Source organism: Phycicoccus sp. 3266, assembly GCF_031456495.1.
In the GTDB taxonomy this organism is placed as follows: Bacteria; Actinomycetota; Actinomycetes; order Actinomycetales; family Dermatophilaceae; genus Pedococcus.
Genome location: NZ_JAVDUW010000001.1, coordinates 1,283,868 through 1,306,074 on the forward strand (window position 1 = coordinate 1,283,868; position 22,207 = coordinate 1,306,074).

At 72.9% G+C, this 22,207-nt stretch carries 24 protein-coding genes; 9 read left to right on the forward strand and 15 right to left on the reverse strand.

Annotated elements, in window-relative coordinates; all coding sequences use genetic code 11:
* Positions 1–139 precede the first annotated feature (139 nt).
* The 3 genes from J2X64_RS06085 to J2X64_RS06095 form a co-directional block, all read right to left on the reverse strand.
* Positions 140–1,618: a threonine/serine exporter family protein gene (locus J2X64_RS06085; protein WP_310151044.1), complete on the reverse strand. Its 1,479-nt coding sequence runs from the start codon at positions 1,616–1,618 to the stop codon at positions 140–142.
* Positions 1,618–3,378 carry a protein kinase domain-containing protein gene (locus tag J2X64_RS06090; RefSeq protein ID WP_310151046.1) on the reverse strand — a complete coding sequence of 587 codons (1,761 nt, stop codon included), beginning with the start codon at positions 3,376–3,378 and terminating at the stop codon, positions 1,618–1,620. Before J2X64_RS06090 ends, J2X64_RS06085 begins: the two co-directional genes overlap by 1 nt.
* A 96-nt stretch (positions 3,379–3,474) precedes the next feature.
* Positions 3,475–3,903: a CBS domain-containing protein gene (locus tag J2X64_RS06095; RefSeq protein WP_310151048.1), complete on the reverse strand. Its 429-nt coding sequence runs from the start codon at positions 3,901–3,903 to the stop codon at positions 3,475–3,477.
* 91 nt (positions 3,904–3,994) lie between these two features.
* Between J2X64_RS06095 and J2X64_RS06100 the strand changes: the two genes are divergently transcribed.
* Complete coding sequence (locus J2X64_RS06100; RefSeq protein ID WP_310153143.1) at positions 3,995–5,515, forward strand: trehalose-6-phosphate synthase; 1,521 nt, start codon at positions 3,995–3,997, stop codon at positions 5,513–5,515.
* Positions 5,515–6,282, forward strand: coding sequence for a trehalose-phosphatase (gene otsB, locus J2X64_RS06105; protein ID WP_310151051.1), 768 nt, complete (start codon positions 5,515–5,517; stop codon positions 6,280–6,282). The genes J2X64_RS06100 and otsB overlap by 1 nt, the downstream gene beginning before the upstream one ends.
* Before the next feature lie 78 nt (positions 6,283–6,360).
* On the opposite strand, the gene J2X64_RS06110 is transcribed toward otsB, so the two are convergent.
* Positions 6,361–7,374, reverse strand: a complete 1,014-nt coding sequence (locus J2X64_RS06110; RefSeq protein ID WP_310151054.1) for a LacI family DNA-binding transcriptional regulator — start codon at positions 7,372–7,374, stop codon at positions 6,361–6,363.
* 242 nt (positions 7,375–7,616) lie between these two features.
* On the opposite strand from J2X64_RS06110, the gene J2X64_RS06115 reads away from it, so the two are divergent.
* From J2X64_RS06115 to J2X64_RS06125, 3 genes are all read left to right on the forward strand, one after another.
* Positions 7,617–8,732, forward strand: coding sequence for a sn-glycerol-3-phosphate ABC transporter ATP-binding protein UgpC (locus J2X64_RS06115; protein ID WP_310151056.1), 1,116 nt, complete (start codon positions 7,617–7,619; stop codon positions 8,730–8,732).
* Between the two features lie 80 nt (positions 8,733–8,812).
* Positions 8,813–10,078 (forward strand): DUF4032 domain-containing protein, encoded by a 1,266-nt coding sequence (locus tag J2X64_RS06120; protein WP_310151059.1) that lies wholly within the window; start codon positions 8,813–8,815, stop codon positions 10,076–10,078.
* 66 nt (positions 10,079–10,144) lie between these two features.
* Positions 10,145–10,696: an RDD family protein gene (locus tag J2X64_RS06125; RefSeq protein WP_310151061.1), complete on the forward strand. Its 552-nt coding sequence runs from the start codon at positions 10,145–10,147 to the stop codon at positions 10,694–10,696.
* A 6-nt stretch (positions 10,697–10,702) separates the two neighbouring features.
* Here J2X64_RS06125 and J2X64_RS06130 read toward each other — a convergent pair whose 3' ends face one another.
* From J2X64_RS06130 to cysS, 4 genes are all read right to left on the reverse strand, one after another.
* Positions 10,703–11,149: a DUF2752 domain-containing protein gene (locus J2X64_RS06130; protein ID WP_310151066.1), complete on the reverse strand. Its 447-nt coding sequence runs from the start codon at positions 11,147–11,149 to the stop codon at positions 10,703–10,705.
* Positions 11,150–11,159: 10 nt separating this feature from the next.
* Positions 11,160–11,549, reverse strand: a complete 390-nt coding sequence (locus tag J2X64_RS06135; RefSeq protein WP_310151069.1) for a CD225/dispanin family protein — start codon at positions 11,547–11,549, stop codon at positions 11,160–11,162.
* Between the two features lie 89 nt (positions 11,550–11,638).
* Complete coding sequence (gene rlmB / locus J2X64_RS06140; protein ID WP_310151072.1) at positions 11,639–12,625, reverse strand: 23S rRNA (guanosine(2251)-2'-O)-methyltransferase RlmB; 987 nt, start codon at positions 12,623–12,625, stop codon at positions 11,639–11,641.
* Positions 12,625–14,079 carry a cysteine--tRNA ligase gene (gene cysS, locus J2X64_RS06145; protein WP_310151074.1) on the reverse strand — a complete coding sequence of 485 codons (1,455 nt, stop codon included), beginning with the start codon at positions 14,077–14,079 and terminating at the stop codon, positions 12,625–12,627. Before cysS ends, rlmB begins: the two co-directional genes overlap by 1 nt.
* An 85-nt stretch (positions 14,080–14,164) precedes the next feature.
* On the opposite strand from cysS, the gene J2X64_RS06150 reads away from it, so the two are divergent.
* Positions 14,165–14,542: a hypothetical protein gene (locus tag J2X64_RS06150; RefSeq protein WP_310151077.1), complete on the forward strand. Its 378-nt coding sequence runs from the start codon at positions 14,165–14,167 to the stop codon at positions 14,540–14,542.
* Positions 14,543–14,618: 76 nt separating this feature from the next.
* On the forward strand, positions 14,619–15,122 hold the full coding sequence (locus J2X64_RS06155) for a phosphatase PAP2 family protein (RefSeq protein WP_310151080.1): 504 nt from the start codon (positions 14,619–14,621) through the stop codon (positions 15,120–15,122).
* A gap of 119 nt (positions 15,123–15,241) precedes the next feature.
* On the opposite strand, the gene J2X64_RS06160 is transcribed toward J2X64_RS06155, so the two are convergent.
* The 3 genes from J2X64_RS06160 to ispF form a co-directional block, all read right to left on the reverse strand.
* Positions 15,242–15,910, reverse strand: a complete 669-nt coding sequence (locus J2X64_RS06160) for an MBL fold metallo-hydrolase (protein WP_310151083.1) — start codon at positions 15,908–15,910, stop codon at positions 15,242–15,244.
* The gene (locus J2X64_RS06165) at positions 15,907–16,995 is read right to left on the reverse strand and encodes an S-(hydroxymethyl)mycothiol dehydrogenase (RefSeq protein WP_310151087.1); all 1,089 of its coding nucleotides are present in this window, start codon (positions 16,993–16,995) and stop codon (positions 15,907–15,909) included. Before J2X64_RS06165 ends, J2X64_RS06160 begins: the two co-directional genes overlap by 4 nt.
* A gap of 86 nt (positions 16,996–17,081) precedes the next feature.
* Complete coding sequence (gene ispF, locus J2X64_RS06170; RefSeq protein WP_310151090.1) at positions 17,082–17,573, reverse strand: 2-C-methyl-D-erythritol 2,4-cyclodiphosphate synthase; 492 nt, start codon at positions 17,571–17,573, stop codon at positions 17,082–17,084.
* Positions 17,574–17,644: 71 nt separating this feature from the next.
* On the opposite strand from ispF, the gene J2X64_RS06175 reads away from it, so the two are divergent.
* Positions 17,645–18,229, forward strand: a complete 585-nt coding sequence (locus tag J2X64_RS06175; protein WP_310151093.1) for a GNAT family N-acetyltransferase — start codon at positions 17,645–17,647, stop codon at positions 18,227–18,229.
* Positions 18,230–18,258: 29 nt separating this feature from the next.
* Here the strand turns inward: J2X64_RS06175 and ispD are convergent, their stop codons facing one another.
* Together ispD and J2X64_RS06185 are read right to left on the reverse strand one after the other, a co-directional pair.
* Complete coding sequence (ispD, locus tag J2X64_RS06180; RefSeq protein WP_310153146.1) at positions 18,259–18,933, reverse strand: 2-C-methyl-D-erythritol 4-phosphate cytidylyltransferase; 675 nt, start codon at positions 18,931–18,933, stop codon at positions 18,259–18,261.
* Complete coding sequence (locus J2X64_RS06185) at positions 18,930–19,412, reverse strand: CarD family transcriptional regulator (RefSeq protein ID WP_310151095.1); 483 nt, start codon at positions 19,410–19,412, stop codon at positions 18,930–18,932. The genes ispD and J2X64_RS06185 overlap by 4 nt, the downstream gene beginning before the upstream one ends.
* Positions 19,413–19,609: 197 nt before the next feature.
* Between J2X64_RS06185 and J2X64_RS06190 the strand changes: the two genes are divergently transcribed.
* Entirely contained in the window at positions 19,610–20,191 is a 582-nt protein-coding gene (locus J2X64_RS06190) for a hypothetical protein (RefSeq protein ID WP_310151098.1), read from the forward strand.
* A gap of 4 nt (positions 20,192–20,195) precedes the next feature.
* Here J2X64_RS06190 and J2X64_RS06195 read toward each other — a convergent pair whose 3' ends face one another.
* Positions 20,196–20,879, reverse strand: coding sequence for a response regulator transcription factor (locus J2X64_RS06195; protein WP_310151101.1), 684 nt, complete (start codon positions 20,877–20,879; stop codon positions 20,196–20,198).
* Positions 20,876–22,087, reverse strand: a complete 1,212-nt coding sequence (locus tag J2X64_RS06200; RefSeq protein WP_310151103.1) for an ATP-binding protein — start codon at positions 22,085–22,087, stop codon at positions 20,876–20,878. The genes J2X64_RS06195 and J2X64_RS06200 overlap by 4 nt, the downstream gene beginning before the upstream one ends.
* Positions 22,088–22,207 lie beyond the last annotated feature (120 nt).

Here is a 22,207-nt window from a genome sequence, read left to right on the forward strand (position 1 = left end):
GGCGCGGTGGGGGTGCGGTTGCTGTGTGGGTATGCCGTGTGCAGTTGTGGCGGGCGCCGGGAGGCGCACTCGTCCAAGGTAGATAGGTCACGGGACGGTCACAAGCCGATGGCGGCATATCAGCCGAACGGCTGATGACTTATCTGGACCGGACACGCCTTTTCTGGACGATTCGCCGGTCGAACGGGGCGCCCAGGTAGTCCCCGAGGACGCTCCCGGCGGCGATCGCGAGCAGCACGGCCATCGCCCCGAGCAGCGTGGTGAGGCCTCCCTGCAGCGACAGCGTGCCGGAGTCGACCTTGGAGCCGTTCACCATCTCGTAGAGCCCGCGGAAGATCGCCAGGCCGGGCAGCAGGCCGTACGACGCCGGCACGACCAGCACCATCGCGGGCGCGCCAAGCCACTGCCCCAGCAGCCGGCCGAGCGCACCCAGGACCGTCGCGGCCGCGCCCGCCGCGGCCAGCTGCCCCAGTCCGTCGACCTTGCTGACGAGCAGCGAGACGATCCCGGCCACCGCGCACAGCACACCGGCCCAGGCGACCAGGCCCCGGCGGCTGCGCAGCGACAGCGCCCCGGAGAGCCCGACCACGAAGGCGCCGGCCACCGCGGTGACGACGGGGGCGGAGTACTGCCGGGTGGAGACGATGGAGGGGTTGACCAGCCGCAGGTCGAGGGCGTGCGTGATCGCCAGCGTCACGGCCAGTCCGGTGGCCACCCCGAGGATGATGCCGGCGGTCGTGAGGAAGACGCCGAACATGCGGCCGGCACCGGTCACCGAGTACCCGGAGATGGCGTCCTCGAACGCCGAGGCCACCGTCCGCCCCGGCAGGAGGACGGTGATCCCGCCCGCGACGACGTACGCGAACTCGGTCGACGACACCGGCACCCAGCCGACCGCACCCAGGCTGAAGGCCCCCCACGCCACGGCGGTCGCCAGGAACCCGCCGACCGCGCACTGGTAGAAGTCCGGGAGGCCGGCGTGCGCCAGCGAGCGCGCGGCATACCCGACGAGCAGGCCCGCACCCCCGGCGACGACGGCGGCCATCGGCCCGGCACCGAGCATCACGGCGATGGCGGCGGCCAGCACGCCGAGGGCGCCGCGCACGGCCCACCGCGGCCAGAAGCGCGGGGCCCGGCGGATCTCGCGCAGCCGCGCGGCTGCGGCCTCCCGGTCGTAGCTGCCGGCGACGAGGTTCTCCACGAACTCGTGCACCGCGGCCAGCCGGGCGAAGTCGCGGGTCGAGGAGCGGACCACGCGCAGCATCGTCAGCGGCACCCCGGACGGCGAGGTGCACTGCACCAGGAGCGACTGCAGGGTGATGTCGACCTCGAGGTTGTCGAGCCCGGCCGCCGCCGCGACCGCCACGACCGACGCCTCCACCTGGGGCGCCCCGGCACCGCACCGCAGCATCAGCTCGCCGACCCGCAGGGCCAGGTCGAGCGACGCGCGGGCCTCGCGCTCCTCGGCGACCGCCTGGCGCACCCGGGCGTTGCGGTAGGGCGTGTGGCGCAGCGAGTCGACCATCGAGATGGTCTCGGTGACCTCCTCGCCCCGCCAGATCCGGCTGTGCCGCAACGCGGGCCGGCGCGGGCGCGCCGGACGTGTCCCGTCGGTCATCAGCGGAGCGCGACCCCGCTCGGCAGCAGCCCGGTCGGCGACTGCGTGGGCCACCAGTCGGGCTGGCCCGCGTGCTGCAGGCTCCACAGCGCGCACCCGGCCGCGACGACGAGCGACAGGGCGACGACCACCTGGGTGGCCCGGGGGCCACGGCTGACACCGCGGACGATGCTGCGGGAGCCGCGGCGCAGGCCCGACCCGCCGGGACCCCACCACGCCATCAGGGCCGCGAGCGCACCGCCGACCGCGAGGGGCAGGGCCGACTCCGGCTGGGGTGAGCCGCCGACGACGGCGACCGTCGCCAGCGCGGCGCTGAAGACCGCGCACACCCCCACGACGAGCGGTAGCAGGGCGCTGACCATGGTCGCCACGGCGCCGACGACGACGTGCCACGGGCTCGCCACGACCGCGAGCGGCACGTCGGAGCGCCGGCGGCCATGGTGGTAGCGGCGCACGACGAGCGAGGTGACGGACCGGTCGGCGGTGCGGGCGGCCCAGGACCAGAGGATCGCGACGACGCCGGCGACGACGGGGAAGACCGCGGTCGCGGCGACGACGGCCACGAGCATGGCGAGGAGCGTGCCGGTCCGCTGGGGACGGTCGATGCGCGGGTCGGGCTCACCCGGGCCGCCCTGCCAGGCGGCCTGCCAGTCGGAGACCTCCTGGTCCTCGCCCCACGGCACGAGGTCGGCCGGCTCGTCCCAGGCCTGCTGCTGCGGGTCGACGTTCCCCTGGTACCACTGCCCCGTCGGCTGCGCCGGGGGCTGGAAGCGCGGAGCGGCCACCGGCTCGCCCGTGTGACCGGCCGCGGCACCAGGCAGGGCTGCACCCGGCGCGACCTCGGGGCGCTCCCAGCGCGACGTCGGGCGCTGCTCGAGCACCTGGGTCCCGCGGACCGGCTCGGGCAGCGCCTCGGTGACCGGCTGGCCGGAGGCGTACCGCTCGAGTGCGTCGAGGACCTCATCGATGTCGGGGCGCTCGCGCGGCACCGGCGACAGCGCGGCGTGCAGCAGCGGCGCCAGCCGCGGGCCCACGCCGGAGAGGTCGGCCTCGCCCCGGCTCACCCGCGACAGGACGAGGTCCATCGGCCCGCGGCCGAACGGCGGTGCGCCACTGGCGGCGAACGCGAGGGTCGCCGCCCAGCCCCACCAGTCGGTCGCCTCGGTGACCGGGGCGCCCTCGACGACCTCGGGCGACAGGTAGCCGGGCGTGCCCATGACGAGTCCGGTCATCGTGATGCGGACGTCGTCGGCCACGTGGGCGATCCCGAAGTCGATGAGGACCGGCTCGTCGTCGAGCATGAGGACGTTGCCGGGCTTGAGGTCGCGGTGGATGACGTCGGCCGAGTGGATCGCGTCGAGCGCCTCGGCCAGACCCCGCCCGAGCTGCAGCAGCTGCTCGCCCTGCACCGGCCCGTGGTCGCGGACGACCTCGTCGAGTGGGGGCCCGGGCACGTAGCGGGTGACGAGGAACGGCCGCTCGCCGTCGAGGTCGGCGTCGATGACGGTCGCCACCCGCGGGTCCTCGATCCGCCGCAGCACGTCGACCTCTCGAGCCAGCCGGGCCCGCGCGTCGCGATCGTGCGCGACGTGGGGGCGCAGCAGCTTGAGGGCCACCGCCCTGCCGTGGGGGTCCAGCGCGAGGTGCACGACGCCCATGCCGCCCTCGCCGAGCTGGGAGATGACGCGGTAGGGGCCGATGCGGGTCTGGTCGGGCAGCCCGCGGCCGCCGTCGCTCCCCTGGATGGCCTCGGTGGTCACCTCCCTACGGTAAGGGACCGGGCCGGAGGTTTCCGTGAGGCTGCGGCTGGGCGCCGGCACCGCCGGACGCTGCCGACCCCGCTGTGCGGGGGCGGGCTACTGCTGGATGTACCCGACGAGCTGGTCTCGCTCGGCCTGCAGCTCGTCGATCCGGTTCTTGACGATGTCGCCGATGCTCACGATCGCGTGCAGCCGGCCGTCGACGACCACGGGGACGTGCCGGATGCGCTTGTCGGTCATCGTGCGGGCGAGGTCCTCGATGGGGGTGTCAGGGTCGCAGGTGGTGACGTCGGCCGTCATGATCGCGGAGATCGCGGACCTGACCACGTCCGGGCCGTCGCTGTGCAGGTGCCGCACCACGTCACGCTCGCTCACGATGCCGGCGACGCTCTCGCCGTCCTCGCTCACGACGACGGCACCGATGCGGTGGTCGGCGAGGAGCTGCAGGAGCCGCTCCACGGTCTCGTCGGGACGGATGGTGACGACATCGTCACCCTTGCGGCGCACCACATCCGAGATCCTCATGCCCAGACGGTAGCCCTGCGCCACGAGCGACCGCTAGGGGAAGCCGCATAGGGTGGACGCAGCCGATGACGACCCCGTGGAGTTGAGTGCCGTGCCCCGCAGCCGCAAGACCTTCGACCTGGTGGTCGCTGCCAACCGACTGCCCGTGGACCGGGTCGTGGAGCCCGACGGCACCTCCTCCTGGCGGACCAGCCCCGGCGGCCTGGTGACCGCGATGGAGTCGGTCATGAAGGGTCGCGACGGCGCCTGGGTCGGCTGGGCCGGCGAGGCCGGTGACGCCCCGGAGCCGTTCACCGAGCACGGCATGTACCTGCGCCCCGTCCCGCTGTCCGCGGAGGAGGTCGCCGAGTACTACGAGGGCTTCAGCAACGACACCCTGTGGCCGATCTACCACGACGTCATCGTCCCGGCGTCCTTCCACCGCCAGTGGTATGCCGCGTACGAGCGTGTGAACCGACGGTTCGCCGAGGCGATCGCCGAGGTCGCCGAGCAGGGCGCGACCGTGTGGGTGCACGACTACCAGCTGCAGCTGGTGCCGGCGATGGTGCGCGAGCTGCGGCCCGACGTCCGCATCGGCTGGTTCGACCACATCCCCTTCCCGCCGGTCGAGCTGTTCGCCCAGCTGCCCTGGCGCAAGGCCGTCCTCGAGGGCCTGCTGGGCGCGGACTACCTCGGCTTCCAGCGGGTCGCGGACGCGCAGAACTTCGTCCGGGCCTGCCGCCAGCTGCTCGGGCTGCCCACGAAGGGCGACGTCGTCGCCGTCTCGCGCGCCGAGGACGCCCGCCGCGTGCGGGCGAGCGCCGTGCCGATCTCCATCGACTTCGCCGGCCTGGAGGAGAACGCCAAGCGTCCCGAGACCGCCGTGCGCGCCAAGGAGATCCGCGAGTCGCTGGGCAACCCCAAGACCCTGATCCTCGGCGTCGACCGGCTCGACTACACCAAGGGCATCGGCCACCGGATCAAGGCCTACGGCGAGCTGCTGGCCGAGGACAAGGTCGCACCCCCGGACGAGGTCTTCGTCCAGGTGGCCACGCCGAGCCGCGAGCGCGTCGAGGCGTACCAGACCCTCCGCCAGGAGATCGAGGGCGAGGTCGGGCGGCTCAACGGCGAGTTCAGCCGCATCGGGGCCCCGGCGGTGCACTACCTGCACCACTCCTACCCGCGCGAGGAGATGGCCGCCCTCTACCTCGCCGCCGACGTCCTCCTCGTGACTCCGCTGCGCGACGGGATGAACCTCGTGGCCAAGGAGTACGTCACGTGCCGGTACGACGAGGGCGGCGCGCTGGTGCTGTCCGAGTTCACCGGCGCGTTCCACGAGCTGCACCAGGCGTTCGTGGTCAACCCGCACGACATCGCCGGGCTCAAGCAGACGATCATGCGGGCCATCGAGACGCCCGACAAGGAGAAGCGCCGGCTCATGCGGGCCATGCGCCGCCGGGTGGCCGACCACGACGTGCAGCGCTGGGCGGCGCGCTTCCTCGAGAACCTCGAGAACGCCCCCGAGCGCCCTCAGCGGACGGCACGCGAGCAGCACGCCGACGACGCCCACGCCGCTGCCGACCGCACCGCGCGCGAGCGGCACAACGCCACCCGGCCCTCGGCTGCCCGCTGATGGCCCTCCCCCCTGCTGTCGCCGACGCCCTGACCGCCGCCGCGCGGGCAGGCTCGCTGGTCGTCGCCACCGACTTCGACGGTGTCCTCGCGCCGCTGGTCCTCGACCCGTCGACCTCGCGTCCGCTGCCCGGCACGGTGGAGTCCCTGCGCGTGCTGGCCGGGACGCCCGACACGTATGCCGCGGTGGTGAGCGGGCGCGACCTCGCCACCCTCGCCGCGCTGACCGGGATCGAGGACGGCGCCGTGACGCTCATCGGCAGCCACGGCGCCGAGTCCAGCGCCGAGGCCGCGGACGGCGGGCTCGACGAGGAGGAGCGCGAGACGCTCGAGCGGCTCACCGCCGACCTCGAGCAGCTGCGCGCCCAGCTGCCGGACGTGCGCCTGGAGACCAAGCCCAGCGCCGTCGTCGCCCACACCCGGGGCATGGACGCGGACGCGGCAGCCGCGGCCGAGCAGTCGGTCCTCGAGGTCGCCGCCCGCCACGACGGGGTCCGCGTGATGCAGGGCAAGCACGTCGTGGAGATGAGCGTGCACGACGCCGACAAGGGGACCGCCCTCACCGGCCTCCGGGACCGCGTCGGCGCGGACGCCCTCGTCTACTTCGGCGACGACGTCACCGACGAGGACGTGTTCACCCGCCTGGCCGACGGCGACGTGGGCGTCAAGGTCGGGGACGGCGACACGGCCGCCGGCTGGCGGGTCGAGGAACCCCAGGACGTCGCGGACGCCCTGGCCATGCTGGCGGACCTGCGCCGCTCCCGCTGAGGCGCCCCCACCGCTAGCGCTGGGCCCTATGCCTCGAGCGCACAGGTCCCTCCGCCCGGCGGCCGCGGCGAACCTCGCTCAGCGGCCGGGCGCTGCCCCCGTGGAGCCGCGGACGACGAGCTCGGGCCGGAAGACGTACTCCGCGCGCGGCGCCGGCTCCCCCGCGATCTCGTCGAGCAGCGCCCGCACGGCGGCCTCCGACATGGCCTGCACGCTCTGGCGCACGGTCGTCAGCGGCGGGTCGGTGAACGGGATGAGCGGGCTGTCGTCGTAGCCCACGACCGAGAAGTCCTCGGGCACCCGCCGACCGGCCCGGCGCGCGGCACGGATCGCACCGAGGGCCATGAGGTCGGACCCGCAGACGACCGCCGTGCACCCCCGCTCCATGAGCCGGGCAGCAGCGGTGTCGCCGCCCTCGACGGAGAACAGCGTGCGCTCGATGAGCTCCTCGACGTCGTCGCGGCCGAGCAGCGAGCGCATGGAGCGGCGGAAGCCCTCGATCTTGCGGATGACCGGCACGAACCGGTCCGGGCCGACCGCGAGGCCGATCTGCGTGTGCCCGAGCTGGACGAGGTGGGACAGCGCGAGGTCCATCGAGGCCACGTCGTCGTTGGAGATGAACGGTGCGTCGATCCCCTCGTGGTAGCCGTTGACCAGCACGATGGGCAGCCCGCGCTCCCGCAGCGCGGTGTAGCGCTCGGGGTCGGTGGTCACGTCCGCGTGCTGGCCCGAGACGTAGATGATGCCGGCGACGCCGCGGTCGAGGAGCATCTGCACGTACTCGTCCTCGTGCACGCCGCCGGGCGTCTGGGTGCACAGGACCGGGGTGAACTGGTGACGGGCCAGGGCCGTCTCGATGATCTGGGCGAACGCCGGGAAGATCGGGTTGGTCAGCTCCGGGACCACCAGGCCGACGAGGTCGGCGGTCTTGCGCCGCAGCCGGGACGGCCGGTCGTAGCCGAGGATGTCCAGGGAGGTGAGCACCGCCTCGCGGGTCGTCTCGCTGACACCGGGCTTGCCGTTGAGCACCCGGCTGACCGTCGCCTCGCTGACCTCCGCGTGTGCCGCGATGTCGGCCAACCTCGCCTTCATGCGCAAAACCTAGCAAGCCCGTGCAAGAAATTTCAGGGACACGGGCAAAGCGTCCGGCCCACGGACGCTCGCCGTGGTGCGTAAACGTTTCCACCATGCGGGACCGCCGGGATCGCACGGTGGTCAAAACGGCCGCCGTCGGTCAGACTGAGCCCACCCGCGCACACCGACGTCCGCGGGAGCTCCACCTTTACAACGGATCGTCCGGCACGTTCCTGCCGGTGAAGGAAGGCAAAGACGCCATGGCAACTGTGAAGTTCGACGAGGCCACCCGCCTCTACCCGGGCAACGACAAGCCCTCGGTCGACCGGCTCAACATCGACATCGAGGACGGCGAGTTCCTCGTCCTCGTCGGCCCGTCCGGCTGCGGCAAGTCCACCTCCCTGCGCATGCTCGCGGGTCTCGAGGAGGTCAACGCCGGCAAGATCTGGATCGGCGACCGCGACGTCACCAACATGTCCCCCAAGGACCGCGACGTCGCGATGGTGTTCCAGAACTACGCGCTCTACCCGCACATGACGGTGGCCGACAACATGGGCTTCGCGCTCAAGATCGCCGGCGTCGACAAGGCCGAGATCCGCAAGCGCGTCGAGGAGGCCGCCAAGATCCTCGACCTCGAGCAGTACCTCGAGCGCAAGCCGAAGGCCCTCTCCGGTGGCCAGCGCCAGCGCGTGGCCATGGGCCGCGCCATCGTCCGGTCCCCGCAGGTCTTCCTCATGGACGAGCCGCTGTCGAACCTCGACGCCAAGCTCCGCGTCCAGACCCGCACCCAGATTGCCTCGCTGCAGCGCCGCCTCGGCGTCACCACCGTCTACGTCACCCACGACCAGGTCGAGGCCATGACGATGGGCGACCGCGTGGCGGTCCTCAAGGACGGCCTGCTCATGCAGTGCGACACCCCGCGCCACATGTACGACCACCCCAACAACGTCTTCGTCGCCGGCTTCATCGGGTCTCCCGCCATGAACCTGCTCGACGTCGACGTGACCGACGGTGGCGTCCAGGTGGGCGGGTCGAAGATCCCGGTCGAGCGCGAGCGCCTCGACTCCTCCAGCGGCAAGCAGGTGACCCTCGGCGTCCGGCCCGAGGACCTCGAGCTGACGACTGAGGGCCAGGGCATCCCCGTGACGGTCGACGTCGTCGAGGAGCTCGGTGCCGACGCCTACATCTACGGCTCCACCAAGGCCAAGCAGCACGCCGACTTCGACGAGTCGGGAGCGGAGGTGCCCGAGCGCCCGTTCATCGCGCGCGTCGACGGCCGCCGCCCCCCGGCCAAGGGCGAGACCGTGTTCCTGGCCCCGAAGCCGGGCCACGTGCACCTGTTCGACGCCAGCAGCGGCGAGCGCCTCGGCGACTGACCGCCCGATCCCGTATGCCGTGTGGCCGGCTCCCGTCCCGGGGGCCGGCCACACGCGTCGTGCCTGGAGGTTGACCACCCATGGCCCTGTCCATCACCACCTCGCGCCCTGACCCGGCCCTGCTCGACCTCCCCTGGGAGCTGCCGCTCGAGACCTGGCCCGAGGAGTACCTCGCCGCACTCCCCCGCGGCATCTCCCGCCACGTGGTCCGCTTCGTGAAGCTCTCCGGACGCGTGCTCGCCGTCAAGGAGATCAAGACCGAGCTGGCCACGCGCGAGTACCAGATGCTCCGGATGCTCGACCGGCTGGACCTGCCCACCGTCGAGCCGTTCGGCGTCGTCAGCGGCCGCGTGGGTCGCGACGGTGAGCCGCTCGACGCGTGCCTGGTGACGCGGCACCTGCAGTTCTCCCTGCCGTACCGCGCGCTGTTCAGCCAGTCGCTGCGTGCGGACACCTCGACCCGCCTCATCGACGCCCTCGCGGTGCTCCTGGTCCGCCTGCACCTGACCGGGTTCTGGTGGGGCGACGTGTCCCTGTCGAACACGCTGTTCCGGCGCGACGCCGGGGCGTTCGCGGCATACCTCGTCGACGCGGAGACCGGTGAGCTGCACCAGTCGCTCACCGACGGGCAGCGCGAGCACGACCTCGACATCGCGCGCGTCAACATCGCCGGAGAGCTCATGGACCTCGAGGCCGGCGGCATGCTGCCCGAGGGCGCGGACCCGGTCGACACGTCCAACCAGATCGTCACCCGGTACACCGAGCTGTGGGCCGAGCTCACGGGCCAGGAGCGGTTCGAGCGCGGCGACCGCTGGCGCGTGGACGAGCGCATCCGCCGGCTCAACGAGCTCGGCTTCGACGTCGACGAGCTCGCGATCTCGACCGACTTCGACGGCACGCACATCCAGATCCAGCCCAAGGTCGTCGACGCCGGCCACCACTCGCGACGCCTGCTGCGGCTCACCGGCCTCGACGTCGAGGAGAACCAGGCGCGCCGGCTGCTCAACGACCTCGACTCCTACCGGGCCGGCACGGACCGCCAGAACGACGACGAGGAGATCGTCGCCCACGACTGGCTGGCGAGGATCTACGAGCCCGTCACCCGCAGGGTGCCGCGCGACCTCGCCGGCAAGCTCGAACCGGCGGAGCTGTTCCACGAGGTTCTCGAGCACCGCTGGTACATGTCCGAGCGCGCCGGTCACGACGTGCCGATCGAGGACGCCCTCGCCGACTACGTCGCGACGGTGCTGCCCGGCAAGCCGGACGAGGCGACGGTCGTCGGCGTGGACACCGTCGAGATGCCGGTGCTCGCGATGTTCGACGACGAGCGGCCCAGCCCGTCCTGAGCCGCCCCTGAGCGGCCCTGGCGGTCGCTAGGCTGGCGCGCGACGTCCGACGACCAGGGGGATCCCGTGACCGACCAGCCCGCCCAGGCGCCTGCGCCCTACCCCGCGTATGCCGTGCCCTCCGAGCCGTGGGGGCCCCTCGCGAACTGGGGGACGCGGGTCGCCGCGTCGCTGCTCGACGCGCTGCTGTCGATGACCGGGCTGGTGCTCTACGCGGTCGGCATCCCGCTGATCGTCGCCGCCGCCCCGGACAGCTCGTTCGACTCGACCACCGGCACCTACGCCAGCACCGAGCCGGCCAACACCGGGCTGATGGTCCTCGGCATCGCGTTCGTCGGGCTCGGCGCCGTCGTCATCATCGCGATCCAGCTGTGGAACCGTGTCTTCCGGATGGGCCGCACGGGCCAGAGCATCGGCAAGAAGGTCATGGGGATCCGCCTGGTCGAGGAGCACACCGGCCGGCCGATGGGGGCGGGGATGTGCTTCGTGCGCGAGATCGCGCACACGCTCGACCAGTTCTTCTACCTCGGCTACCTCTGGCCGCTGTGGGACCCCAAGCGGCAGACGTTCGCGGACAAGATCCTGTCCACGGTCGTGGTCGAGGTCCCGAAGTCCTGAACCGGATCAGACCGGGGAGAGCCAGGTCATGCCGGGCAGGTTGCGCACGACCCAGAAGACCAGGACGAGGGCGAGCAGGCCGTACAGCAGCCACGCCGGCGCGACCCACGACCGGGGACGGCCCTGCCAGAGCCGGCGCACCCACACGACGTAGGCGACGAGCAGCCCCACCGTCGCGAGCACGGTGAGCGGGTTGCGGGCCACAGCCGTCGCGACGTCGCCGTGCGCCAGCGCGTGCAGCGCCCGCAACGACCCGCAGCCCGGGCACCAGTAGCCGGTCACCGCGAGGAACGGGCAGGTGGGGTAGTGCCCCGGCTGGTTCGGGTCGACGGCACCGACGGTGGCGAGGACCGCCGCGGCAGTGCCCGCGGCCAGCAGGGGCAGGCGCAGCGCCCCGTACCGACGAGCACGGGGCTCGGCGGCGACGGGGCGCTGCGCCAGTGAGGTGGTCATGCGACCAGTGTCAGCTGTTGCCCAGGTTGGGGAGGACGAACGCGGCGTAGGCGCCGTTCACGACGACACCCACGACGGCCGCGATGATCGCGAAGCGCTTCGCCTTGGCCGAGCTGTCCTGCGCCCCGGCGCGGTCACCGGAGTTCCACTTGCCGTTGACCTGCGCGGCGAACACGATCGACGCGATGCCGAACGGGAGGCAGCAGAAGATGGTCGACAGGATCGCCCACACGAGGTAGTTCGGCGGAGGGGTCCCCGCAACACCGGGCGTCTCGTAGCTGGGCGCCGGCGGGGGCGCACCGTACCCACCACCCTGTCCGGGCGGCGGCGGCGCACCGTAACCGCCCCCCTGGCCCGAGCCGGGCGGCGGCGGAGGCGGAGGGGTGGTGTTGTCAGACATGTCGTTCCCTTCGGTTTCGGCGCCGCTTCCCCCTTGGTCGCGACTGCGCAGAACCTATCGGAAAGGACGAACCGGGTGGCCGAACTCCGTCACTGCGTCGCGGTGCGTCGCCGCCGCGCCACCTCGTACAGCGCCACGCCTGTCGCCACACCGGCGTTGAGGGACTCGACGGCCGACGACATCGGGATCGAGACGACCTGGTCGCACGTCTCGCGCACGAGCCGCGACAGGCCCTTGCCCTCCGAGCCGGTCACGATCACGATCGGCTCGGTCGCCAGCTCGAGCTCGGGCAGCTCGACGTCGCCGTCCATGTCGAGGCCGAGGACGAAGAACCCGGCCTTGCGGTAGTCCTCCAGCGCGCGGGTCAGGTTGGACGCCATGGCCACCGGCACCCGCGCCGCGGCACCGGCCGAGGTCTTCCAGGCACTCGCCGTCATCCCGACCGAGCGGCGCTCCGGCACGACGACGCCGTGCCCGCCGAAGGCGGCGACCGACCGCACGATCGCGCCGAGGTTGCGCGGGTCGGTGATGCCATCGAGGGCCACGACGAGCGGCACGCCCGGCGCCTCGGGGTCGATGAAGTCGCGCGGGTGGGCGTACTCGTAGGGCGGGACCTGCAGCGCGAGGCCCTGGTGCACGGCGCCGTCGGTCAGGCGGTCCAGCTCGCCGCGCGGGGTCTCCAGGACGGGGATGCCGCGGGCCGTCGCCGCCTTGAGCGCCTCACGCACACGGTCGTCGGCGTCGATGCGGCCGGCGACGTACATCGTCGTCACCGGCACCTCGGCGCGCAGCGCCTCGACGACGGCGTTGCGGCCGGCCACGACCTCGCTGGACGCCTTGCCGCCGCTGCGCCGCGTGCTGCCGCGACCGGATCCACCGGTGCGCGCCGCGCCGGTGCCCCCGTGCTTGGCAGCGGCCTTGGCCATCTTGTGCGCCTTGTGGGCAGGGCGGTCCTCGGCCCGCGGCGTCGGCCCCTTGCCCTCGAGGCCGCGGCGGCGCTGGCCGCCCGAGCCCACGGTCGGGCCCTTCTTGCCGCCCTTGCGGATCGCGCCGCGGCGCTGGGAGTTGCCGGCCATCAGGAACCGTCCTTCGTGGAGTCTCTGCGCGCGAGCGACCAGTTGGCCCCCGAGGCGGTGTCCTCGATGGCCACGCCGGCCGCCGAGAGCTGGTCGCGGATCGCGTCCGCGGTGGCGAAGTCGCGGGCGGCCCGGGCAGCGGCACGGGCCTCCAGCTGGGCGCCGATGAGCGCGTCGAGCGCTGCCTGCGCCTCGCCCCCGCCGGAGTCGCGGCCGCCGCCCCAGCGCGGGTCGAGCGGGTTGACGCCGAGCAGGTCGGTCATCGCCAGCACCGAGGCGAACGCCTGCTCCAGCACGACCGTGTCGCCGTCGTCCATGGCCGTGTTGCCGGCGCGGACGGTGTCGTGGACCACCGCGAGCGCACCGCTCACGTTGAGGTCGTCGTCCATCGCCGCGGCATACGCCTCGGGCACCCGGGTGGGGTCCGGCGTCGTGGACGTGCCGTCCGGCAGCGCGCGCAGCGCACGGGTGAGGAAGCCCTCGACCCGCTCGACCGCGGCCTCGGCCTCGGCCAGCGAGCCCTCGTGGTACTCGATCGTCGAGCGGTAGTGGGCCGCGGTGAGGTAGTAGCGGATCGCCAGCGGCCGGGCGACCTTGACGACCTCGGACACGATGAGGGAGTTGCCGAGCGACTTGCTCATCTTCTCGCCGCCGACGGTGACCCAGGCGTTGTGCAGCCAGTAGTTGGCGAACCCGAGGCCGGCCGCGTGCGACTGCGCCTGCTCGTTCTCGTGGTGGGGGAAGCGAAGGTCGACGCCGCCGCCGTGGATGTCGAAGCTGTCGCCGAGGTACTTGCGGGCCATGGCCGAGCACTCGAGGTGCCAGCCCGGGCGGCCCACCCCGAACGGCGTGGGCCACGAGGCCGTCTCCGGCTCGGACTCCTTGCGGCCCTTCCACAGCGCGAAGTCGCGGGGGTCGCGCTTGCCCCGCGGGTCGGCGTCCTGCGCCGCCTCCATGTCCTCGATCCGCTGGTGGGTGAGCGCGCCGTACTCCGGGAAGCTCTGCACGTCGAAGTAGACGTCGCCGCTGTCGTCCGGCGCGGGGTAGGCGTGGCCCTTCTCGACGAGGGTCTCCATCAGGGCGACCATCTCCGGGACGTGTCCGGTCGCCCGCGGCTCGTACGTCGGCGGGAGCACCCCGAGGGCGTCGAGCGCGGCCGTCGTGGCCAGCTCGTTGCGGTAGGACAGGGCGAACCACGGCTCACCGGCCGCGGCCGACTTCGCGAGGATCTTGTCGTCGATGTCGGTGACGTTGCGCACCAGGGTGACGTCGTAGCCGTACCGGCCGACGAGCCAGCGCCGCAGCACGTCGAACGCCACGGCGAACCGGACGTGCCCGATGTGCGGCTCTGCCTGGGTGGTGAGTCCGCAGATGTAGATCCCCACCCTGCCGGGCTCCAGCGGGGTGAAGTCGCGCAGCTCACGCGCGGCGGTGTCGAACAGGCGAAGACTCACGCGCGCAAGGCTACCTGCGGGCGCACCCACCCACCGAAACGCTACGGTGTGCGCACTTCGCACGACCGAGCTCAGGGGGGCCGGGGTGAACCCGTTCGACGTCCGCAGTGTCAACGTCCTCGACGCGGCGACGATGGTGGCGCTGGTCGTGGCCGCCGGCGTCGTCCTCGCACGGGGTCGCGCAGCCCCCTGGTCCGTCCTGGGCGGCACGGGTTTCGCCCTGCTGGCCCTGACGCGGCTGGCGAACCTCCTCGTGCTCCAGTGGCTCGTCCGGAGCGACGCCTCGCCGGTCTACGAGCGGGTCCGCACCCTCGAGCTGCTCAACGGGGCGGTCTCCCTCATCGGCACGGCCGGACTCGGAGTGCTGCTCGCGGCGGTCCTCGCCGGGCGGTCGAGGGCCTCGGCGGCGTCGCCGACCGCCGCGGGCGCGGAGGCGCAACCCGGGTACCCGCCGCCCGCCTGACCCGCCGCTGAGGGCTTGACCCCGCACACAGGAACCTCCAAGGAACCGTCCAGCGGGGTGGACCACGGTGTACCGCGTGGACACCCTGATCCGCCTCACGGCGACCTACGCCCTGTACGCCGTCGCCCTCGTGGCGGCGGTGTCGTGGCTGCGGTCCCCCCGGCGGGCCAAGGCGCCGTATGCCGTCGCCGCCGTCCTCGCCGCCGGCCTCGTGGGTGTCCTCGTCAAGGTCGCCGGCACCGCCTGGACCGACCCGCGACCCTTCGTCGTCGACCACTCCACCCCCCTGATCGCGCACTCGGTCGACAACGGCTTCCCCTCGGACCACACCGCGCTGGCCGCCGCCATCGCCCTCGTCGTCCTCGCGTGGCACCGGCGCACGGGCGTGCTCCTGCTCCTCCTCGCAGCGGTGCTCGGCGCCTCGCGCGTCCTGGCCGGCTTGCACCACGTGCCCGACGTCGCCGCCGGGTACGCCGTGGGAATCCTCGCCGGAGGGGTCGCCGTCCTGGTGTCCCGGGCCCTCCCGTGGCCACGGATCGAGGCGCGCGTGCCCCTGCTGGGGCGCGCCCGCGCCACCTAGACCGACCCGGTGGGCGCCCCGGTCTCCCCTGCCGCGCGGCGCCCGCCGGGTCACCCCCCGGCCGGGCTCACACCCGGCTCGGTGGCCGCGGTCCAGCCACCTGCGGCAGGTGGCTTGCCTCAGTGGCCGCGGTCGAGCCACTCCTGCAGGTGCGGGGCCTCCGCCGCGATCACCGTGCTGTCGCCGTGACCGGTGAGGACGACCGTCTCGTCCGGCAGGGTCAGCAGGCGGTCGCGGATCGAGGCGACGATCGTCGGGAAGTCGCTGAACGAGCGCCCGGTCGCACCGGGGCCGCCCTGGAACAGCGTGTCGCCGGTGAAGACGACCCCGAGCTGCGGCACGTAGAAGCTGCAGGCACCCGGCGTGTGCCCCGGCGTGTGGATGACGTGCAGGTCGGCGTCGCCGACGTGCAGGACGTCGCCGTCGGCCAGCTCGCGGTCCGGGGTCACGGGGTAGAGCTCGTCCCACAGCATCCGGTCGTCCGGGTGCAGGTACGACGGAGCGCGGGTCGAGTCGCAGACCTCGCCGGCGGCGTTGATGTGGTCGTTGTGGCCGTGGGTCAGCAGCAGCCCCGTGACGCGGCGCGCGTGCGGGATCGACTTCACGATCGCCCGGCCGTCGTGGGCAGCGTCGATGACGACGCACTCCTTGTCGTCGCCGACGACCCAGACGTTGTTGTCGACCTCCCACGACCCTCCGTCGAGCTCGAAGGTCCCCGACGTCACGACGCGCTCGACGCGGACCCCGCCGGCCGTCGGGCCGATGTCGGCCAGCAGCTCGGCAGTCATCGCAGCACCACGACCGAGCGCAGCACGTCGCCCTTCTCCATCTTCTCGAAAGCCGCCTCGACGTCGTCGAGGCCGACCCGCTCGCTGACGAAGGCGTCGAGGTCGAACCGTCCCTGCCGGTAGAGGTCGACGAGCATCGGGAAGTCCCGGCTGGGCAGGCAGTCGCCGTACCAGCTCGACTTCAGCGCCCCGCCCCGCCCGAAGATCTCGATCATCGGCAGGGTCACCTGCTTGTCCGGCGTCGGCACGCCCACGAGCACGACCGTCCCGGCGAGGTCGCGCGCGTAGAAGGCCTGCTCGTACGTCTCGGGCCGGCCGACCGCCTCGACGACGACGTCCGCCCCGAAGCCGCCGGTCAGCTCGCGCACCCGCTCGACGACGTCCTCGGTCCGCCCGTTGACGGTGTGGGTCGCACCGAACCGCTTCGCCTGCTCCAGCTTCCGGTCGTCGACGTCGACGGCGACGATCGTCGTCGCCCCGGCGACCTGGGCCCCGGCGATGGCGGCGTTCCCCACGCCACCGCAGCCGATCACCGCGACCGAGTCGCCGCGGCCCACGCCCCCGGTGTTGACCGCCGCGCCGAAGCCGGCCATGACGCCACAGCCCAGCAGGCCCACCGCGGCCGCGTCGGCCTCCGGGTCGACCTTCGTGCACTGGCCGGCCGCGACGAGGGTCTTCTCGGCGAAGGCGCCGATCCCCAGCGCCGGCGTGAGCTCCGTGCCGTCCTCCAGGGTCATCTTCTGGCGGGCGTTGTGGGTGGCGAAGCAGTACCACGGCTTGCCCTTGAGGCAGGCCCGGCACTGGCCGCAGACGGCCCGCCAGTTCAGGACGACGAAGTCGCCCGGCGCCACCTCGGTCACGCCCTCGCCGACCGCCTCGACGACGCCGGCCGCCTCGTGCCCGAGCAGGAACGGGAACTCGTCGTTGATGCCGCCCTCCCGGTAGTGCAGGTCGGTGTGGCACACCCCGCACGACTGCACCGCGACGACCGCCTCGCCCGGACCAGGGTCGGGCACGACGATGTCGACGAGCTCGACGGGCGCGCCCTTGCTCCTGGCGACGACGCCCTTGACGGTCTGCGGCATGGGTCCTCCTTCGGGGGTGGCTCCTGTCGCACCGACCCTATGCCGGGTGCGTGCGCGCGGCCCGCCCGGGCGGTCGGCCGCGGTGGTCAGTCCCGGGGGACGACCAGGGCGGTGGCGATCGCCGCGACGCCCTCACCGCGACCCGTGAGCCCCAGGCGGTCGGTCGTCGTGCCGCTCACCGAGACCGGGGCGCCCGCGGCCCGCGACATCGCGGCCTGGGCCTCCGCCCGGCGGGTGCCGACCCTGGGCCGGTTGCCGATGACCTGCACGGCCACGTTGCCCACCTCGAACCCCGCCTCGCGCACCAGCCGAGCCGCCTCCGCCAGCAGCGTCAGCCCCGAGGCACCCGCGAGCTCGGGCCGGGCCGTGCCGAAGTGCTCCCCGAGGTCGCCGATGCCGGCCGCCGAGAAGAGCGCGTCACACGCTGCGTGGCAGGCCACGTCGGCGTCCGAGTGGCCCTCCAGCGCGGGTTCCCCGGGCCAGCCGAGCCCCGCCATGCGCAGCTCGCGCTCGGGTCCCCCGCCGAAGGCGTGCACGTCGACGCCGATGCCCGTGCGCGGCATACCGGGAGCAACCATGGCGCCATCCAACCACCGGCGGAGGAAACCCGGGTGAGCCGGCGCCCACGCCCCGGCTACGGTTGCGCCGCATGGACGCCCCGATGCCCGTGCCCACCCTCTCCGACGACCTCGTCACCCTGCGCCCGCACCGCGAGGACGACCTCGAGCCGGTGCTCGAGCGCTGCCTCGACGAGGACACGCGGCGCTACACGACCATCCCGCTCGAGTACACCCGCGAGATGGCGAAGGAGTACCTCACCGGGCTGCTCGAGCCGTCCGCGTCGGTGGTCTCGTGGGCGATCGAGGTCGAGGGTGCGTATGCCGGGACGATCGACCTGCGGCGCATGCCGGTCGACGAGGGGGCGGGCGACCTGGGGTTCGTGACCCACCCGGCCTTCCGCGGTCGCGGCGTCATGTCGGCAGCCGTCCGGCTGGCCGTGGGGCACGCGTTCGGCACGCTGGGCTGGACGGCCGTGCGGTGGCAGGCGCACGCCGGCAACTGGGGCAGCGCGAAGGCCGTGTGGCGCGCAGGGTTCCCCGTGCCGGTGTCCGTGCCGGACCTGCTCGTCGAGCGCGGTCGGCTGGTCGACGGGTGGATCAGCACCCTGCGCGCGCCGGCGTCGGCCGAGCCCGTGGTCCCGTGGGGGGACGTGGTGGCGGCCCTGACCCGCTGAGCCGGCGCCCGCCGCGTGGCCGCCTGCGGTCAGAGGTCGGCGAGGTGACGCTCGGCGACCGCGAGGTCGTCGGGCGTCGTGATCTTGAAGGCGAGCCGGTCGCCCTCGACGACGTGCACGGTCCCGCCCTCGCGCTCCACCAGGGCGGCGTCGTCCGTCGCGGCCGCCCCGGAGGCGTGGGCCTGCTCGAGGACCGTCCGGCGGAACGCCTGCGGGGTCTGGATCGCGCGCAGGGCCGAGCGGTCGGGAGTCCCGACGACCCGGCCGGCCGCGTCGACCTGCTTGATGGTGTCGGCCACGGGCAGTCCCGGGACGACGGCGTCGTGTCCCGCCCGCACCTCGCGGACCAGCCTGCTGAACAGGCTCGGCGGCGCGAGGGCGCGGGCGGCGTCGTGCACCAGGACGACCTCGTCCGTAGGCCTCAGCGCGGCCAGCCCGGCAGCGACCGAGTCGGTGCGCTCGGCGCCGCCGGTGACGACGTCGACGTCGCGCGGACGGCCGCTCCGGGACGCGATCGCGCCCGCCTCCCCGATGTGGGAGACGGGCGCGACGACGATGACGTGGGTGACCTCGGGTGCCCGCAGGGCACGGGTGACGGCGTGTTCGAGGACCGTCACACCGGCCAGTGGCACGAACGCCTTGGGCTGGGCGGCCCCGAGACGGGTGCCCTGTCCCCCGGCGACGAGGACGACCGCAACGCTCAGGAGGCGAGCACCTCGTCGAGGATGGCCTCGGCCTTGTCCTCGTTGGTCTTCTCGGCCAGGGCCAGCTCGGAGACGAGGATCTGACGGGCCTTGGCGAGCATGCGCTTCTCGCCGGCCGACAGTCCACGGTCCTTGTCGCGGCGCCACAGGTCGCGGACGACCTCGGCCACCTTGATGACGTCACCGGACGCCAGCTTCTCGAGGTTCGCCTTGTACCGGCGCGACCAGTTGGTCGGCTCCTCGGTGTGGGGGGCGCGCAGGACCGCGAAGACCTTGTCCAGACCGTCCTGGCCGACGACGTCGCGGACGCCGATGTCCTCGCAGTTCTCCGCGGGCACCTCGATCGTCAGGTCGCCCTGGGCCACCTTGAGCTTGAGGTAGATCTTCTCCTCGCCCTTGATCGTGCGGGTGTTGATTTCTTCGATCAGAGCAGCCCCGTGGTGGGGGTACACGACCGTCTCGCCGACCTTGAAAACCATGTGCTGTTTTCCCCTTTCGCGACCTCAAGAATATCACGACACGCCGACCACGGGAAAGCCGGAGCGATCGCGTTTTCGCTGGTCAGGGGCTTGCAAAGGCCTTGGGCGACAACGATTTCGGTCTTGACAGAAGGGTGTGGCTCATGCAACGCGCGGGGGTGCGTGCGAGTCCGGAAGGGCCCGGTAGGCTGTCCCGCGTGACTCGCCGACGCCCCTTCGCCACCTCGTCCACCGGCCGCCGCACCGTCGTCCGCCGCCTCGTGCCGGTGGCCGTCCTCGGCGCAGCGCTGGCCCTGTCGGCCTGCCAGACGCAGTCGCCGGTGCAGACCGACGTGATGTACAACGCGGCCGACGGCGTCCCAGTCGACCTCGGTGCGGTCCAGCTGCGCGACCTCGTCGTCATCGGCACCGGCAAGGGCAAGCCGGGTGTGCTGAGCGCCGCGGTGAGCAACGACGGTGGCCAGGCGGAGCGGGTCGCGTTCGCGCTGCCGAACTCCTCGCCCGTCTACGCGACGGCCCCTGCGAACAGCTCGCAGCCGCTGTCCGACGGCAACCAGGTCCAGCTGTCCCAGGTGCCCGTCGACCCGGGTGACGTGGTGCAGCTCAACGTCCAGTCCGCCGGCGCCCGCTCCGTGGTCGTCACGGTGCCGGTCGTCCCGCCGGACAACTACTACTCGACGATGTCCCCCACCAGCGCACCCACCAGCTCGGGCACGAGCGCGACCAGCGGTTCGTCGGCGAGCACCACGGCGTCGCCGACCACGACCTCGACCCCCTGACGGGTCAGTCGCTCTCGAACTTGTAGCCCAGCCCCCGGACCGTGACGATGAACCGCGGCTCGGCCGGGTCCGGCTCGATCTTGGCGCGCAGCCGCTTCACGTGGACGTCGAGCGTCTTGGTGTCGCCCACGTAGTCGCTGCCCCACACGCGGTCGATCAGCTGCATGCGGGTGAGCACGCGACCGGTGTTGCGCAGCAGCATCTCGAGGAGCTCGAACTCCTTGAGCGGCAACGGCGTCGGCTGCCCGCCCACCGTCACGGTGTGGCGCTCGACGTCCATCCGGACCGGGCCGGCCTCGATGGTCGCCGGCAGCAGGTCCTCCGGCTCCTGGCCGCGGCGCAGGACCGCCTTGATGCGGGCCAGCAGCTCGCGCGAGGAGTACGGCTTCGTGACGTAGTCGTCGGCACCGATCTCGAGGCCCACGACCTTGTCGATCTCGCTGTCCTTGGCGGTGAGCATGATGACCGGGACGGTCGAGCGCTGGCGCAGCGCGCGGCACACCTCGGTGCCGGACAGGCCCGGCAGCATGAGGTCGAGCAGCACGAGGTCCGCCCCCTGCCGGTCGAAGTCGTCGAGCGCCTCGGGACCGGTCTCGGCGACCGCCACCTCGTACCCCTCCTTGCGCAGGAGGTAGGACAGCGGGTCCGAGAACGAGACCTCGTCCTCGACGACCAGGATGCGGGTCATGCGGGGGCTTCTCCTTGCTGCAGGGCCCGGGGGGCGGAGTCGGGGTCGGCGGGTCGGGCGGTGGTCCGGCCACCGGTCCGGTCGGCCGCGGCGGGCAGGCGGATGGTGAAGGTCGAGCCGCGACCCTCCTCGCTCCACACGGCGACGTCGCCGCCGTGGTTCGCGCAGATGTGCTTGACGATGGCCAGGCCGAGGCCGGTGCCACCGGTGGCCCGCGAGCGGGCGGCGTCGACGCGGTAGAACCGCTCGAAGATGCGCTCCTGCTCGGACTCGGGGATGCCGAGGCCCTGGTCGGTGACGGTGATCTCGACCATCTCGTCGTGCACCCGGCCGCCGACGGCGACGCGCGATCCGGGCTCGGAGTACGCGACCGCGTTGCCGACGAGGTTGCGCACGGCGGTCACGAGCAGGTCCTCGTCGCCGAACACCTTGAGGTCCGGGGCGCAGGCCTCGACGATCTCGATCTGCTTGGCGTCGGCTCCCACGCGCGAGTAGTCGATGGCCTCGTGCACGGCCGCCGTGACGTCGACCAGCCTGGGCTCGTGGAGCGTGTCGGCCACCTGCAGGCGGGACAGGTCGACGATCTCCTTGACCAGCTGCGTCAGCCGCGCGCTCTCGACCTGCATCCGGGTGGCGAACCGTGCGACCGCCTCCGGGTCGTCCTTGGCGTCGAGGATCGCCTCGGCCAGCAGGCCGATCCCGCCCACGGGCGTCTTGAGCTCGTGGCTGACGTTGGCCACGAAGTCGCGGCGGACCTCCTCGACCCGGCGCGCCTGCGTGTGGTCCTCGACGAGGAGCAGGACGTGGTTGCTGCCCAGGGGTGCGACGCGCGCGTGCATGATCGACTGGGCCTGCCCCAGCGGTCCCCGCGCGAGCGCGAGCTCCGCCTCCCGGATGACGCCGTCGCGCCGCACCTGCCTCGCGAGGTGCCGCAGCTCGGCGTGCACGAGGTCACGACCCCGCACCAGCCCGTAGGCGACGGCCGACGGCGAGTTGTTGATGACCTCGTCCGCGGAGTCGACGACGATCGCCCCGCTGCGCAGGACGGCCAGGACGTCCGCGACACCGGCCGGCAGGGCCGTGACCGAGGCCTCGGACGGGGGGACGCTCGTCTGCTGGCGCTCGGAGTAGCGGACGGCGACGACGGCGACGGCGCCGGTGAGGAGACCGGCGAACCCCGCCAGCAGCGCAGCAGTCGTCGCATCCACGTCTCAAAGATACGGTGCACCCGGGACCGCTCCGGTCGGTCGCCGCCTCCTCCCGCGGGCGCGTCCCCAGATGTTCACCTGAGTTCACCCGACCGTTCACTGCTTCGTGGGAGCCTCGGT